The sequence below is a fragment of the Nocardioides sp. Z21_20 genome (genome assembly GCF_059766585.1).
In genome coordinates this window covers 55,054-70,105 of record NZ_JCBAJX010000012.1, presented here as the reverse complement: position 1 = coordinate 70,105, position 15,052 = coordinate 55,054, and the positions used below count along the sequence as shown (strand labels likewise).

13 protein-coding genes are annotated in these 15,052 nt (G+C 73.4%); 3 read left to right on the top strand and 10 right to left on the bottom strand.

What is annotated here, in order from left to right; genetic code table 11:
• Window positions 1-7: 7 nt before the first annotated feature.
• Window positions 8-1,510: an FAD-dependent oxidoreductase gene (locus tag AC6EH9_RS16480; RefSeq protein ID WP_498424600.1), complete on the bottom strand. Its 1,503-nt coding sequence runs from the start codon at window positions 1,508-1,510 to the stop codon at window positions 8-10.
• A 4-nt stretch (window positions 1,511-1,514) separates the two neighbouring features.
• Window positions 1,515-2,429 (bottom strand): AurF N-oxygenase family protein, encoded by a 915-nt coding sequence (locus AC6EH9_RS16475; protein ID WP_498424599.1) that lies wholly within the window; start codon window positions 2,427-2,429, stop codon window positions 1,515-1,517.
• A gap of 106 nt (window positions 2,430-2,535) precedes the next feature.
• Between AC6EH9_RS16475 and AC6EH9_RS16470 the strand changes: the two genes are divergently transcribed.
• Window positions 2,536-3,219 carry a TetR/AcrR family transcriptional regulator gene (locus AC6EH9_RS16470; RefSeq protein WP_498424597.1) on the top strand — a complete coding sequence of 228 codons (684 nt, stop codon included), beginning with the start codon at window positions 2,536-2,538 and terminating at the stop codon, window positions 3,217-3,219.
• A gap of 31 nt (window positions 3,220-3,250) precedes the next feature.
• Here the strand turns inward: AC6EH9_RS16470 and AC6EH9_RS16465 are convergent, their stop codons facing one another.
• The 4 genes from AC6EH9_RS16465 to AC6EH9_RS16450 form a co-directional block, all read right to left on the bottom strand.
• Complete coding sequence (locus tag AC6EH9_RS16465; RefSeq protein WP_498424596.1) at window positions 3,251-3,952, bottom strand: hypothetical protein; 702 nt, start codon at window positions 3,950-3,952, stop codon at window positions 3,251-3,253.
• Window positions 3,953-4,025: 73 nt separating this feature from the next.
• Complete coding sequence (locus AC6EH9_RS16460; RefSeq protein WP_498424594.1) at window positions 4,026-5,306, bottom strand: HNH endonuclease; 1,281 nt, start codon at window positions 5,304-5,306, stop codon at window positions 4,026-4,028.
• Between the two features lie 167 nt (window positions 5,307-5,473).
• Window positions 5,474-6,058, bottom strand: coding sequence for a class I SAM-dependent methyltransferase (locus AC6EH9_RS16455; RefSeq protein WP_498424593.1), 585 nt, complete (start codon window positions 6,056-6,058; stop codon window positions 5,474-5,476).
• A 25-nt stretch (window positions 6,059-6,083) separates the two neighbouring features.
• Entirely contained in the window at window positions 6,084-6,869 is a 786-nt protein-coding gene (locus tag AC6EH9_RS16450; RefSeq protein WP_498424591.1) for an isocitrate lyase/PEP mutase family protein, read from the bottom strand.
• A gap of 202 nt (window positions 6,870-7,071) precedes the next feature.
• On the opposite strand from AC6EH9_RS16450, the gene AC6EH9_RS16445 reads away from it, so the two are divergent.
• Together AC6EH9_RS16445 and AC6EH9_RS16440 are read left to right on the top strand one after the other, a co-directional pair.
• Window positions 7,072-7,569, top strand: coding sequence for a hypothetical protein (locus tag AC6EH9_RS16445; protein WP_498424590.1), 498 nt, complete (start codon window positions 7,072-7,074; stop codon window positions 7,567-7,569).
• 9 nt (window positions 7,570-7,578) lie between these two features.
• Window positions 7,579-8,031 carry a hypothetical protein gene (locus tag AC6EH9_RS16440; protein ID WP_498424588.1) on the top strand — a complete coding sequence of 151 codons (453 nt, stop codon included), beginning with the start codon at window positions 7,579-7,581 and terminating at the stop codon, window positions 8,029-8,031.
• Window positions 8,032-8,235: 204 nt separating this feature from the next.
• Here the strand turns inward: AC6EH9_RS16440 and AC6EH9_RS16435 are convergent, their stop codons facing one another.
• The 4 genes from AC6EH9_RS16435 to AC6EH9_RS16420 are packed head-to-tail and all read right to left on the bottom strand — an operon-like array spanning window position 8,236 to window position 15,051.
• On the bottom strand, window positions 8,236-8,562 hold the full coding sequence (locus AC6EH9_RS16435; RefSeq protein WP_498424587.1) for a hypothetical protein: 327 nt from the start codon (window positions 8,560-8,562) through the stop codon (window positions 8,236-8,238).
• A 27-nt stretch (window positions 8,563-8,589) separates the two neighbouring features.
• Entirely contained in the window at window positions 8,590-11,337 is a 2,748-nt protein-coding gene (locus AC6EH9_RS16430) for a DEAD/DEAH box helicase (protein WP_498424585.1), read from the bottom strand.
• A 4-nt stretch (window positions 11,338-11,341) separates the two neighbouring features.
• On the bottom strand, window positions 11,342-14,317 hold the full coding sequence (locus AC6EH9_RS16425) for a bifunctional [glutamine synthetase] adenylyltransferase/[glutamine synthetase]-adenylyl-L-tyrosine phosphorylase (protein ID WP_498424584.1): 2,976 nt from the start codon (window positions 14,315-14,317) through the stop codon (window positions 11,342-11,344).
• Entirely contained in the window at window positions 14,314-15,051 is a 738-nt protein-coding gene (locus AC6EH9_RS16420) for a type 1 glutamine amidotransferase (protein WP_498424582.1), read from the bottom strand. Before AC6EH9_RS16420 ends, AC6EH9_RS16425 begins: the two co-directional genes overlap by 4 nt.
• Window position 15,052 lies beyond the last annotated feature (1 nt).

Sequence of the window (15,052 nt, the reverse complement as noted above, 5' to 3'; positions counted from 1 at the left end):
CGGCGCCTTACGCCCCCACCACGTCGCGGACGATACGGCGTACCAGCGGGAGCCGGCGACGCACCGGCAGCCGCCCGGCGGCCGCGTCCTCGAAGAGGGAGCCGACGGTCTCGGCGGCGCAGCCGCGGTTGGTGCCGATGCCCCCGACCGGGCCGCGCTTGATCCACCCGGTGACGTAGGTGCCGGGCAGCGGCTGGCCGGTGGCCGGGTCGACGACCCGCCCGGCCTGGTGCGGGATCGTGCCGGTGGCCTCGTCGAAGGGCAGCCCGGGCACGGCGACGCCGCGGTAGCCGATCGAGCGGAGCACCAGCCCGGCCGGGATCTCCGCCGCTCCCCCGGCGCCGGTCGTCTCCTGAAGCCGTACGGCGCTCACGGCGGCGTCGCCGAGCACCTCGACCGGCGTGGCGTGGAAGCGCAGCACCAGCCGGCGTCCGGCCGGCGGCGGGGCCGACCAGTCGACCGGCTCGATCGGCAGCCCCTGCAACCACGAGCCCTTGTCACGCTGGCCCGCAACACCGATCGCGGCGGCCAGGTCGGCGTCGCCGTCCACCACCACGTCGAGTCCGGGCGTCTCGCGCAGCGCGTGCAGCTCCGAGCGGCTGTACGACGCGTGCTCGGGGCCGCGGCGGCCCACCAGCACGACCTCGCGCACCCGGCTGCGGCGCAGCGCGGCCAGCGCGTCGGGCGCGATCGCGCTGCCCACCAGGGTGTCCGGCTCGGCGAGCAGGATCCGGGCGACGTCGAGGGCGACGTTGCCGTTGCCGATCACCACCGCACGCTCCGCGGAGAGGTCGATCGCGGCGTCGGGGACGTCGGGGTGGCCGTTGTACCAGGCCACGAACGTGCGCGCGGCCATCGACCCGGCGAGCTCCTCACCGGGGATGTCCAGCGCGCGGTCGGAGGCCGCACCCACGGCGTAGATCACCGCGTCGTGCTCGGCCAGCAGGTCGGCGTGGCTGACGTCGACGCCGACCTCGGTGCCCAGCCGCATCCGGACCCGCGGGTGGGCGTGGAACGCGGCGAAGCGCTCCCCCATCCGGCGAGTGTCGAGGTGGTCGGGGGCCACGCCGTAGCGCAGCAGACCGCCGGCGTCGGCGAGCCGGTCGACCATGGTGATCTTGCAGCTGGTGCTGAGCAGGGACTGCACGGCGTACCCGGCCGAGGGACCGGTGCCGACCACCGCGACCCGCAGCGGCGCCGAGCCGTTGGGCAGCGACGGCGGGAAGACCGGGCTACCCCACTCGGGGGTGGTGTTGCCCTCGGCGAACCAGGCCGCGTTGATGTCGGCGTAGACCTCCTCAGGCCCGCGCAGCAGGTCGACGGGCTTGATCGCGTCCACTGGGCAGGCGTCCGCGCAGGCGCCGCAGTCGATGCAGACCTTCGGGTCGATGTGCAGCATCTCGGTGCTGCCGAAGGCGCGCTCCTCGGGGGTGGGGCTGATGCAGTTGACCGGGCACACCGACACGCACGAGGCGTCGGCACAGCAGGCCTGCGTGATCGCGAACGCCACCGGCTCAGACCATTCCCACGCGCTTGTAGATGGCCATCGCGGGGCGGGTGAGCAGGCCGACCTCGGCGAGGAAGTGCATCAGGTGCGCGCAGCTCGCGCGCATCATCGTCTTGTGGTGCTCGTTGCTGCGGACCTGCTCCAGGGCGCGCTCGGTGTCGAGTCCGGCCGCGGCGTAGACGTCCTTGTTCACCATGTTCTTGACGATGAAGTAGGCGGCGGCCGCGATCACGGTGGCGCTGAAGTGCCGGCGCGCCGGGCTGACGCCTTCCATGTGCTCGCGGATCTCCTGGCGCGCGAACTTCATGTGCCGCGACTCCTCGACGACGTGGATCTCGCTGGTCTTGCGCACCAGCGGCAGCACGTTCTCGCCGCGCATCCAGTCGCGCTGCATGACGTCGAGGACCTCCTCGGCGACCAGGATGCCGCCGTAGGCGCCCTCACCGAAGGCGGTGGCCTTGAAGACCCGGCCGAGCTCGATGCTGGTGCGGGTCGGGAAGTAGGCGTCAATCCCCATCTTCTCGCAGGCGCGGGCGAACATGATCGAGTGGCGGCACTCGTCGGCGACCTCGGTGAGGGCGAAGCGGAACTCGGGGTTGGCGTAGTTCGTGACGTACTGGTCGCGCAGCACCATCTGCTGCAGGATCATCTCGAACCAGATGCCGGTGCTCATGATCGAGGCGACCTCGTGGCGGGTCAGCGTGACCCGCTGCTGCTCGGTCATCTCGTCCCACAGCTGCGTGCCGTAGAGCGTGCTCCACTCCGGGTTCAGGCCGTAGTGCGACGGGTCGAGGTCGGCGTCCCAGTCCACCTCGGTGGCCGGGTCGTAGGAGAGCTCCTCGGAGGACTCCAGGAGACGCCGGGAGATGTCGTTGACGGATCCGGTCGAGCTGGGGGCCGTGGGCTGCGCGAACGTGGTCATTGAGCCTCCATCGATCGATGCGTAGCGGGTACACGTCGTACCCACAAGTTGCACGGTACGCGACGTACCCCCTAATGACCAGACCCTGTCCACGTAGGATCGCCACATGTCTCGAGACCCTGGTCACTCCTCCGACGCGGTCGTCGACGGTCGCGCACGGCGGTGGTCGGGGCAGCACGAGCGGCGGCGCGCGGAGTTCGTCGAGGCGGCGCTGCTCGCGATCGCCGAGCACGGGCCGGACGTCTCCACTGAGCAGATTGCCCAGCGCGCCGGAGTGGCCCGGACCCGGCTGTACAAGCACTTCGCCGGCGCCCAGGAGCTGAACCAGGCGATCGCGGCCCGCGCCGTCGAGCTGGTCACCGCCGAGCTCGAGCCGGTGTGGAACCCCCAGGGCACGCCCGCGGACATGATCGCCACCGCGGTGGCCACCCACCTGCGCTGGCTCACCGAGCACAGCAACCTCTACCGCTACCTGACCCGGCGCTCGGTGACCGGCGCGGACGGCTCCGACGTGGTCACCGACATCAAGGGCAGCATCGCCCAGCACCTGTCCGACCTCTTCGCCGGCTACCTCACTCTGTTCGAGGTCGACACCAGCCTCGCCGAGCCGCTCGCCTGGGGGCTGGTCGGGTACGTCGACTCCGCGGCGACGCGCTGGGTCGACAATCCGGGCACCACGTCGTTCCAGCAGATGGCCGACTTCCTGGCACGCGGGATCTGGGCGATCCTCGACGACGCGCTGCGCCGCTACGGCCTGACCCTGGACCCGCACGAGCCGCTGACGCTCTGAGGCCGCACGGCGGGACAGTGGCAGCCGAGTCCTACTCCCAGGCGTAGCCCTCGACCGAGACGGGAGTGCCCTCTCGCACCATGACGTCGGCAGTCACGCGAATCTTCTCGCCAGCTGCAACCTGCGCGGGCACCAAGGACGTGTCGGCCCAATCAGCACCGACGACCTTGCCTGCCTTGTCACGCAGCAGAACAGCGGAATCAATGTCCGCCGCGTTCAGATCGCGATTCGCGGTCAGCACCATGGAGACCTCGTACGAACGCACACCCGGGATGTAGGAATCTCCCGCCTTCTTGAACTCGACCTTGCCGACGGACACACCGGCGGGCTCGCCCTCAGAGACGGCCTCGCCTTCGTTGGTCACCTCGACCTCCACCTGGGCAGGAACTCCAGTCAGGTTTGCTCCTCCGGCACCGCCGACGTAGTAGGTCGCCTTGCCCGGCTCGACTGGACCGAGCTCGGCGTCGTACGTCCCCACGATCACGCCGTCCTTGTCGAGCGCCTTCCAGGTGGCGGTGACGCCGGCTCGGGTCGTCTCGCCCGGGTTCTTGAACTCGATGGCGAACCGAGCCAGCGGATCCTCACTGAAGAACGTGTGCACGACCTCAGCGGTCAGGGGCGGCACTTCCTCCTGCTTCTCCGACTTCGCCGTGATCGGGGCGTCGCTCCCGCAAGCACTCAGCCCTGCGGCCAGCCCAGTGATCAGAGCAAGTCCCGCAAGTCGGTTCAGCATGTCGTCTCCTTGTTGCCGTCAGGCCCGGTCGAGCCCGACGGAGCGTAGCGCCACACACGAGCGACATGCCCAGCTAACTCGCGACCAGCTCCGCGAAGTACGACTCAAGGCGGCTGCGCACCTGGACAGCGCGACCGGGCAGCGGTGGAGCCGTCGACCGGTAGGAGTGTCCGGTCGGGGTGATCGTGACGACGCTGTGCCGTGGGCCGGGCCGCGGACGGGCCTGCCAGCCGGGCGCCTGCTTGGCGTGGTTGCACTGCACGCAGAGCCCTTGACCATTGCCCGCGGAGGTAGGGCCGCCGGACTCGACGGCGACGACGTGGTCGCGGTGCCGGATCGGCGCGTCGCACCAGGGGGTGCGGCAGACGCCGTCGTCGCGCACGTCGATGAACCTGCCGAGGCCGTCGGGGAAGTGCCGGGCCCGCGAGTCCAGGCCGACCAGCTCCCCGCTGACCGGGTCCGCGTAGAGCCGCCGCAGCCAGCCCTGCAGGGCCCCGCTGGTGTCGTCGGCGGATTCAGCCACGACCCGGCGCGCCAGCCAGGCCGGCAGCGAGCCCTGGCCGGGGACGTGGGCGGGAGCGTCGTCGACGCCGAGCAGGGCACGGTCCGTCATCACCAGCTCGACGCCCACCGAGACGGCGGACGCACGGGCCTGGCCGGTGAGCCGCTCGACGAACAGGTCGGCCATCATCTGGCTGCGGCTGCGCGGGTCCCCGGCCGCGACGAGCGCGTCGGCGGCCTTGCTGAGCGCGGCGTGGCAGGCGACTCCCTGGACCATCGGGACCAGGCCGGTCACCTGGACCATCGTGTCGGGGGCGGGGCGGATGCTCACCCGCCGATCGGCCTCGGCCCGAGCCCGGCGTCGTACGACGGAGGCGGGGTCGAGGCGGTAGGCCAGCTTCATCGCCTCGGCCTTGATCTGCCGGGTGCCGAGACCCTCCAGACGGGCCGGGTCCGCGCACAGGATCCGGTCCACGGCCTCGCGGTCCTCCACCGCCAGGCAGGCGGTCTCCTGGACCAGGATGGTGGCGCGCCACTCCGAGAGCACGCCGCTGGCGAGCAGCGCGTGCGTGTGCGGCATCTCGTGGACGAGGGCCTTGGCGAAGCCCAGCGCACGCGACCCGCGGTGCGGCGACTCCCGCCGCGCGGCGGCGATCTGCGAGGCCACTCCCCTGCCCTGGTGCGCGGCACGCACTCCGGCCGCGGCCTGCTCGCGGCGCTGGGAGGCGTCGAAGGCGACCTCGATCCGGGCCTGCGCCGCGGCGGCCGCCGCCTTGAGCTCCTCCAAGAGGCGGATCAGGTCGATCCGCTCGGCGTCATCCACGCCCTCCAGAGCCCCCAGAGCGTGGAGCACGGCCCGCAGCCCCTCAGGCCCCGTGGCGGGCCGCAGAGCGGCGCCGGGAGCGTCTGAGGAGGGGGTCGTGCGAGCCATGCTCCATTCTATCGAACGTGTGTTCGATCACACAAGAGCTATTCCACAGGACTTTTGCGGATCTGCGTCGGCTCCCGGCGTCGGCTTCCTCAGGGCCGGCGCAGCAGCGTGACCGAGAAGTTGGAGTCGGCGTCGAAGGGCACCAGGTCCCAGGTCGAGAACCGGCTCTCCACGACCAGCCCGGCGGCCCGCAGGTCCTCGTCGAAGCGCTCGAAGGTGTAGCTGTCCTGACGGCGGAAGCCGATCACCAGCCGCCCGCCCGGTACGACGTGCGCGGCGAGCCTCTCGAGCACGCGGCGCTCGGTGTCGGGGGCGACGAAGAGCAGCACGTTGCCCGCCATCACGACCAGGTCGAAAGGCTCCTCGTCGAGGTCGAGCTCGCTGAGGTCGGCGGTGATCCAGGTCGGCCCGGGGTGGTCCTCCTGCGCGGCGGCGATCAGCTCAGGGTCGACGTCGACGCCGACGACCTGGTGCCCACGCGCATGCAGGGCAGCACCCACCCGACCGGGCCCGCAGCCGGCGTCGAGGATGCGCGAGCCCCGCGGGACGAGCGCGTCGACGAGCCGGGCCTCTCCGTCGAGGTCGGCCCCCTCGGCTGCCATCGTGCGGAAGCGCTCGATGTACCACTGGGCGTGGCCTTCCTTGGTGTCGGTGAACCAGCGAGGTGACGTCATGCCCCCATGGTCCCCTATCGCTGTCTCAGTTCAGGACCCGCATCGTGCCGGGCACCCCGCCGCCGCGCTGGACGTCCTCGACCAGCTCCTGCAGGGCGGTGAGCGCGACGTTCTGGGCCAGCGGCCCGTAGGAGACGCGGGCCACCCCGAGCTCCTGCTGGCGGGCCAGCGGCGGGGTGCCGGGGATGCCGATGGTGGTGAGCCGCTGCGGTCCGAAGGCCTCGACCAGCGTGGCGATCTGGTCCTCGTCGAGGACGGCCGGCACGAACACCAGGGGCGCGCCCGCGTCGAGGAAGGCCCGGCCGCGCTCGACCGCATCGGCGAGGTTGTCGGCGGCGGCGCGCTCGCGCTGCAGGTGGAAGGCGTCGGTGCGCGCGTTGAGCGCGAACTCGACGCCCTCGGCCTCGGCCGCCCGCATGATCGCCTCGACCTGGCCGGCCGCCTCCGCGAGGGGCTTCATCTGGTCCTCGATGTTGGCCCCGACCACCCCGAGACCGATCGCTCGGCGCACCGCCTCGGCCGCGTCGCCGTACCCACCCTCGAGGTCGGCGGTCACCGGCAGCGTGGTCGCCTCGACGATGCGCCCGATCGCCTCGAGCATCAGGTCGAGCGGGATGTGCTCCCCGTCCTCGTAGCCGTAGGAGGCCGCGATCGAGTGGCTCGCGGTGGCCAGCGCCTTGGTGCCCGGCACGTCGCCGACGACCTTGGCGGTGATCGCGTCCCAGACGTTGACCACCGTCAACAGCTCGGGATCGCGGTGCAGCCGCATCATCTCGCGGGCACGGTCCTGGGTGATCTGGTCAGCAGTCACGGGCGCTCCTCGGTCGAGACGACGTGCTCGCGACCTTAGAGCAGGTTACTGATCTGATCCAGGTCGCCTTGGCGGCCTCGTCGCCGACCAATAACAACCGTTCTCGCCGAACATGGCGGCGGCGCACAGCGGTGGGGGTGTTCGTCGCGCACAATAGCGACCATGCTGCAGGCACCAAGCGCGTGATGGGCGGGAATTCGTGGTGATCGACCTCGCGACCGCCCGCAACCGGGGTTCGGTCCCGGCGTGGGCAGGGTGGGTGCTGTGGGTGCTCGCGACGCTCCTGTGCCTGCGCGGCTGCGTGGTGATGGTGCAGGAGATCGACACCGTCCTCCGCACCGATGCCAGCGTGGTCGGCACCTTCGACGACCCGGGAGAGTCGTGCCCGAACCGGGTCGCGTACGTCGTCGCCGGGCGCAGCTACGCCGTCGCCACGGACGCTCGAGGTTGGTGCAGCCGAGAACACGGCGATTCGACGAGCCCGCAGCGCGTCTACTACGACTCTGAGGACCCGGCCGTCGCGATCCTCGCGGACCCGGTGGGCACGACGCCGACCCTGGTCATCAACGGCGCGGGGGGCGTGGCGCTCGGGGCCCTGGCGATCTGGCTGCAGTGGCTCGGGTGGCGCCGGCTAGGACCCCGGCTGTCGCGCAGGCTCCGGGGGCGTCGGCACCGCGTGCCAGACCACGCCCGCCGTTAGGTTCGGCGCATGGGAGACCGCGCCGCCTGGACGAACACGACGCACGACTGGGCGAAGCTCGTCGACCACGACCACCTGCGCCAGATCCGGGCCCAGGCCGGCACCAGTGAACGCATCGGCGTCGAGCACCTGGTCCTCGAGGTCCTGGCGTACGCCGACGACGAAGCGGAGTCCCTCGGCCGCCGCGGGTGCTGCGCGCTCACCTTCCACAGGGACGCCTCGATCTCGGTCGTCGCCGCCCTCAGCACCTGGCTCGAGCACACCAACCACCGCCTCGAAGGCTCGTGGACCCAGCCCTACGAGCGCGGAGTGCCGGTCTCCGAGCTCATCGAGCTGCCGGCCACCGGGCACACCGGCACGACCGTGCGGTTCCTGCCGGACCGGGACCTGGTCACCGACGAGGAGGTGAGTGCGGACCTGTTGGGTGATTTCACCTGGCTTCAGGTGGACGTCACCCGCTGAGCCGAAGGGGAACGCCGCCCCAGCCACGCCAGACTCCGCCGCATGGGCCTGTGCCTCCCGCACCCAGACCGGCTTCACCACCGACCCGGTGCTGCACGACGTGGACGTCCCCCTGACCGAGATCGCGGCGCAGTCGGACGCGGCGAGCGACCACCGGCTGGCAGCTCGAGCGGGGGCGCACCTGTTCCCGCGGGTAGCCCACGCTCACCGGTCCAGCAGATCCCATCCCGGATGGAGCGCCGAGTAGGCCACGAACAGCGCGACGCTCAGGGTCAGCTCCACTCCGGCGGCGAGCATCGTGGCGCCGACCACCCGGAGACCCACCACCCTCCAGCGCGACACCACGAGCAGCGTCAGACCGGCCAGGAACGTCGCGGTCAGGGTGAGCAGCGGGAGGTAGATCGAGCCGTCCACCGCCGAGGTCCAGGCCACCAGCGCCGGCGGCACGAAGACCAGCAGCTGGCCCACCAGGATCAGCCGCCCCCAGGGCAGCGCCACCCACCGGGGTACGTCGGCCACGACATCGCTCACGCAGCGCAGTGTGACAGCCGGACGCTCTCATGCCCAGTGTCGTCGCATCACCGTGCTCACCGCGAACGGGTCGCTGCCCTGCTGTGCGGCCAGGATGCCGGCCCCCTCGGGCGACCCCGTGTAGAGCGCCCCTCCCCCACCGACCCAACGGTCCCAGGCCGCGGCGTACCCCTGGGCGCGGGTCGCGTTCACCCCCAGCGACGTCGGCGCCGCGTGCCAGACCACGCCGTCCGTCCGGACCCGGCCGTACGCCGCGCGCAGCGCGCCGACGAGCCCGGGAGCCCCGGGCGCCACCACCCATCTCGGCAGCACGTAGCGCGGCGTCAGCATCGGCGACACGGCCTCGTCCAGGGCGCTGGCGAAGACGACCGACTCCGTCTCGCTGACCCCGCGCAGCCGACAGCGGTACTCGCCCTCGTGGTCGATCTCCACCTCGACCGCGTCGGCGCCGCGTGCGGTGAGCCCGGCGGCCCGCAGACCGTCGGCCACCGCGCAGGCCACCTGCGCGAGCGCCGGGGGCTCGGCCGCCTGAGCGAGCACCTCGCGCCCGTACCCGGCGAGGGCACGGACGTGGGACAGCGCACCGGCGAGCAGCAGCCCGGCCGCCAGGATCGCGAGGACCAGCGCGGCGGTGCCGCCGGCCAGCGGCGCGGCCACCAGTGCGGCGGCCCCGGCGCCGAGGCACCACGGTGTCGCGCCGTCGGTGAACGCGGGGCGCCGACCGGCGCGGATCTGCAGCCCGCGCTCGTGCACAACGACGGCGGGCACGCCCGCCCGGGCGCCACCGATCCTGGCCCGGTTGCTGGGCAGGATCCGGACCGTCTGGGCGGTCTCGTCGGCGTACGGCTCGCCGACCCGCCAGCGCGCGCGGATGCCGCGCCGGTCCTCGGAGTGGACCACCATCCGGGCGTTGAGCTCGTCGAAGCGCTCGACCGGCGGCGGCGCGAAGGGCGAGAGCTCCGGATCGAGGTGCGCCACGCCGTCGACGACGTCGCCGTCCTGGTCGACGGCGAAGAAGCCCTCGTGCTTGCGGACCAGCCGGTCCCAGTCGTTGGCGCCCTTGGGGTGCTCGGGCGAGACGGTGACCACCGACCAGTTCAGCGCCACCTTGTCGGGGCGCGCGGGGTCGGTGCGCAGCGCGCGACCGCGGGTCTGCACGACCGCCGTCGTGGTGGTCACCGCGGTCAGGTCGACCAGCCCGCTGACCCGGCGGGCGTCCCAGCCCTCGCCGAGCAGCCCGCGGGTCCCGACCAGCACCCGGGCGCCGCCGTCCTCGAAGAACCGGGTCACGTCACCCACCCAGGTGCGGCTGGTCCACGGCCCTTCCAGGCGCGCCACGGCCCCGTCCGGCACCACCTCGAGCCGCTCGGCCAACTCCGGGTCGCGGTGCGCGACGTGGGCGATCAGCGCCGCCAGGGTGTCGGGGGCCCCCGCCACCGTCCGGCCGGTCACCAGCAGCGCGCCGTGCGCCCGGGTGGCCGGGTCCGCCAGCAGCGCCTCCAACACCGCGTGCGCCGAGCCGGACTGCTGGTCGAGCACGCCGTGCAGTCCGGCGGGCAGGGTGGCGCCGGCCCGCTCGTGGTCGCAGAGCACCAGCATCCGCATGTCCGCGCCCAGCTGCGCGTGCTCGTGACCGACGATCTCCACCGCGGCGCGCGTCTTCGACTCCGAGCGGGCCAGCACCCGGTCGACCGGGGAGCGCCCGCGGCGGATGCCCCGGCGCGTCCACTGGTAGCCGACGCCGGGCAGCGCGCGCCGTACCGCCTCCACGACGGCGTCGTCGCGTGGGTCGCCGGTGCGCGAGAGGTGCCGGGTCAGCCAGTCGTCGACCAGCGCCACCCAGTCGTCGGCGGACGGCGGGTGCCGGTGCTCCTCGGTGAGCCTGGCCCCGGTCGGGAGCGCCAGCAGTCCGGCGTGGTGCATCCGCAGGGCGGCGGCGCACAGCACGGGCTCGCGGCGCGCCAGCGCGCTCCAGGACAGCGTCGGGCCCACCGCCGTCACGAAGCGGGCGTCGAGCCACGCCAGGAACGAGATGCTGCCGAAGTCCGGGTCGGTGAGCTCGGTGACCAGCTCGTCGAAGCGGGCGGCCTGCGAGGCCAGCCAGTCCGACTCGGCCGGCGTCGGGGTGGTCAGCCAGACCAGCTCCGCGAACGGCGCCAGGTCCCCCTCGCGGACCACCGCCGGGATGGAGGCCTCGAAGACCGTCTCGCCGAACAGCCGCGCCACCAGGTCGGCCTGCTCGGCGGTGAGGGCCTGGGGCGGTGTGGCGGTGAGCCCGAGCACCTGGGCGTGCGGGAGCTCCTCGAGCAGCTCCCCGAGCAGCCGGCCCCACACCTCGAGCAGGTGGTGACACTCGTCGAGCACCAGCAGGATCGGGCCGGCCGCGCGCAGCGCCTCGACCAGTGCCCGGCCGTTGTCGTGCAGCCGGGACAGCAGCGGGGTCTCGTCGCCGTCGTCGTCGATCTCCGCGTCGGCGTCGAAGACCGCCAGCGACTGATACGTCAGCACCGAGACCTCGGCGGCCAGGTCCCGCTCGGCGCCGGCGTCCAGCCCGTGCGCCCTCGCCTGGGTCAGCCACTGCCCCTGGATCGCGGTGTTGGGGGCCAGCACGACCGCGCGGCCCACCGCGCCCGCGGCGCGGCGCGCGCAGATCGTCTCCAGGCCGACGCGCGTCTTGCCCGCCCCGGGCGGCAGCACCACCCAGGCGCGGGTCCGCCCTTCCTGCCAGGCGAGGTCGAGCGCGTCGAGTGCGAGTCGCTGGTGGCGACGCAGCACCCCCTCAGCCCCAGAAGACCCGGTCGACCACCGCGTGCGCGCGCCGGGTCGTGCGCAGGTAGTCGTTGACCATCTCGTCGTTGCTGCCGGGCGGGTAGCCGAGCAGGTGGGCCAGGGCGGTCCGCTCCCGGTGGTCGCGGGGCAGCTGGTCGGCGGGCTTGCCGCGCGCCAGCGTCAGGGAGTTGCGCACGTCGCTGACCAACCGCCAGGCGGCGGTCAGCTCCTGGGCGTCCTGGTCGGTGACGAGTCCGGCCTCGCGCGCCGCCTCCAGCGCCTCGAGGGTCCGCGGCGTGCGCAGGCCCTCGACCCGCCCGGCGTGCTGGAGCTGGAGCAGCTGGACGGTCCACTCCACGTCGGCCAGGCCGCCGCGCCCGAGCTTGAGGTGGGTGTGCGGGTCCGCGCCGCGCGGCAGCCGCTCGTGGTCGACGCGCGCCTTGATCCGGCGGATCTCGATCACGTCGTCCTCGGCCAGCCCGTCCGCGGGATAGCGCAGCGGGTCGATCAGCGCGGTGAACCGCTCGCGCAGGCCGGGGTCGCCGACCACCGCGTCGGCGCGCAGCAGGGCCTGGAACTCCCACACCTGCGACCACTTCGCGTAGTAGGCGGCGTAGGACGCCAGCGTGCGGACCAGCGGCCCCTGCTTGCCCTCGGGACGCAGGTCGGCGTCGACCTCCAGCGGCGGGTCGGTGGCCGGTACGGCGAGCAGCCGGCGCAGCTCGTTGGCGACCGTCTGGGCGAACGACGCCGCGACCTGGGCGTCGGCGCCGGGGACCGGCTCCTGGACGAACATCACGTCGGCGTCGCTGCCGTAGGACAGCTCGAAGCCGCCGTAGCGCCCCATCGCCACGATCGCGATCCGGGCCGGCGCCTCGCTCAGTCCGCGCTGGGCCAGCACGGAGCGGGTGGCGACCTCGAGCGTGGCCTCCAGCGTGGCGTCGGTGAGCCGGGACAGCCCGATGCCGACGGCGGGCACGTCGGTGAGGTCGAGCAGGTCGCCGACCGCGATCCGGAACAGCTCGCGGCGCCGGATCGCGCGGATCATCCGCACGGCCGTCTCGGGGTCCTCCTGGCGCCGCGCCGAGGAGAGCATCTCCGTGGTCAGCGCCTCGGCGCTGAGCGGGGTCAGGTCCTCGCCGAGCATCCGCACGCCCTGCGGCTCGCGCTCGAGCAGGTCGGTGGCGTAGCGCGAGCTGGCCAGCACCTTGGCCAGCCGCTCGGCGACCGCGCCCTCGTCGCGCAGCAGCCGCAGGTACCAGTGGCTGCTGCCCAGCGTCTCGCTGATCCGGCGGAAGCCGAACAGCCCGGCGTCGGGATCCGGCGCGTCGGCGAACCACTCGAGCATCACCGGCAGCAGCGTGCGCTGGATGGACGCGGTCCGCGAGAGGCCGCTGGTCATCGCCTCGAGATGGCGCAGCGCACCGGGCGGGTCGAGGTAGCCCAGCGCGGAGAGCCGCTTGCCGGCCTCCTCCAGCGACAGCCGCGCCCCCGCGCCGGGGATCCGCGCGACCGCGGTCAGCAGCGGACGGTAGAAGAGCTTCTCGTGCAGCCGGCGCACCTCGCGGCGGTGGTGGCGCCACTTCTCGTCGAGCTCGGCGACGGGGTCCTTGTAGAACCCCAGCGAGCGGCCGAGGCGACGGCGCGCGCCCTCGTCCTCGGGCAGCACGTGGGTACGGCGCAGCTGGTGCAGCTGGATGCGGTGCTCGAGGGTGCGCAGGAACGCGTACGCCTGGTGCAGGGAGTCCCCGTCCTCGCGCCCGACGTAGCCCCCGCGGGTCAGCTGGGCCAGCGCGCTCAGCGTGGCCCCGGAGCGGATCCGGTCGTCGGCGCGGCCGTGCACGAGCTGCAGCAGCTGGACGGCGAACTCGACGTCGCGCAGTCCCCCCGAGCCGAGCTTGAGCTGACGCTCGACCTCGTGGGAGGGGATGTGCGCGAGCACCCGGCGGCGCATCGCCTGGACGTCCTCGACGAACCCCTCGCGCTCGGCGGCCGCCCAGACCATCGGCTCGATCATCTCGACGTACTCGCGGCCCAGGGCGAGGTCGCCGGCCACCGGACGCGCCTTGAGCAGCGCCTGGAACTCCCACGTCTTGGCCCAGCGCTCGTAGTAGCCGCGGTGGCTGGCCATCGTGCGCACCAGCGGCCCGTGCTTGCCCTCGGGGCGCAGGTCGGCGTCGACGGGCCAGATCGTCCCCTCGGCGGTGTGGTCGGAGCAGATCTGCATCAGCTGGGCGGCCAGCTGGGTGGCGGCCTTGAGCGCGGCGTTGTCGTCGGCGCCCTCGACCGGCTCGGCGACGAAGACGACGTCGACGTCGGAGACGTAGTTGAGCTCGTGGCCGCCGCACTTGCCCATCGCGACCACCGCGAGCCGGGTCAGCGACGCGGCCTCGCCGACGCGGGCGCGGGCCACGGCCAGGGCGGCCTCCAGGGTGCCGGCCGCGAGGTCGGAGAGCTCCGCGGCGACGTCGTCGACGCCCACGTGGTGGGCCAGGTCGCGGGCCACCAGGCGCAGCAGGATCCGGCGGTACTCCACCCGCAAGGCGTCCGCGGCGTGCGGGTCGCCCAGCGTCGCCACCGGGGTCGAGGAGGACGGATCGGCGCCGACGGCCTCGAGCAGGGCGGCGCGCACCGCCCAGGCGGCGGGGCGGCACGAGCCCAGCAGCGGGTCGGTCAGCTCGCGCCAGTGCTCGGTGTGGCGCAGCAGGTGCTCGCCGAGCGCCTCGCTGGCGCCGAGCACCGCGAGCAGCCGCATCGCGGTGCCCTCGTCGTCGACGAGCTCCTCGAGCAGCTCGTCCGGGTCCTCGACCTGCTCGCCGAGGTCCAGCAGCCGGCCCAGCGCGAGGTCGGGGTCGGCGCACCAGCCCAGGATCGTGCTCAGCGGGCCGGCGGCCTCGCCGAGCCGGTCGAGTCCGTCGCGGGCACGATCCACGTCGCGGAACCCCAGCCGCAGCAGGTCGCGGCGGCTCCCCTTCCATGGGCTCATCGGGGCGTCACGCCTCCGGCCCTTGCCAGGTCCGCCAGCCGGGCGGCCAGCGGCTGCCAGGCGCTCTCGAGCTCGTCGTGGGCCCGGTCGATGGCGCCCAGCAGGGCGTCGGTGTCGACCCCGCGCTCGAGGTGGTCAGCGCGGTCGCCGTCGGCCCAGGCCGAGACGACCGCGGCGTCCGCCTCCGGGTGCAGCTGGACGCCCCAGGCGGCGGGCCCGAAGCGGGCCGCCTGGATCTCCCCGTGGGTCGTGGCGGCCAGCAGGCTCGCGCCCGGGGGCAGCGCGCTGACCAGGTCGTTGTTCCACTGCACGCCGCGGCGCTCGCTGGCGACCGCGCCGAGCAGCGGGTCCGCGGCGGCCCGGTCCGTCCAGCCGACGTCGAGCAGGCCGGTCTGCTGCCCGCGCGGGTTGCGGGCGACGTCGCCGCCGAGCGCCACCGCGATCAGCTGGTGGCCCAGGCAGATCCCGAGCGTCGGCACGCCGGCGGCCACCGCGTCGCGGATCAGCTGCTTGAGCGGCGCGAGCCACCCGAACCGGTCGTCGTCAAGGGCGGACATGGAGCCGCCCAGCACCAGCACCGCGTCGTACGACGTGACCCGTGACGGCAGCGCGTCGCCGGCGTACGGGCGGCACACCTCGAGGGTGCAGCCGGCCGCCTGGAGCCAGGCGCCGAACCGGGCGGGTGGGCAGGCGGCCTCGTGCTCGACGACCAGGACGAGAGGGGACGGGCTCACC

Bases quoted from the DNA above. Each gene is read 5' to 3' on its own strand.
- AC6EH9_RS16425 (WP_498424584.1), bottom strand. From the start codon at position 14,317: ATGAGCCCATGGAAGGGGAGCCGCCGCGACCTGCTGCGGCTGGGGTTC.
- AC6EH9_RS16465 (WP_498424596.1), bottom strand. From the start codon at position 3,952: ATGCTGAACCGACTTGCGGGACTTGCTCTGATCACTGGGCTGGCCGCA.
- AC6EH9_RS16440 (WP_498424588.1), top strand. From the start codon at position 7,579: ATGGGAGACCGCGCCGCCTGGACGAACACGACGCACGACTGGGCGAAG.
- AC6EH9_RS16455 (WP_498424593.1), bottom strand. From the start codon at position 6,058: ATGACGTCACCTCGCTGGTTCACCGACACCAAGGAAGGCCACGCCCAG.
- AC6EH9_RS16470 (WP_498424597.1), top strand. From the start codon at position 2,536: ATGTCTCGAGACCCTGGTCACTCCTCCGACGCGGTCGTCGACGGTCGC.
- AC6EH9_RS16475 (WP_498424599.1), bottom strand. From the start codon at position 2,429: ATGACCACGTTCGCGCAGCCCACGGCCCCCAGCTCGACCGGATCCGTC.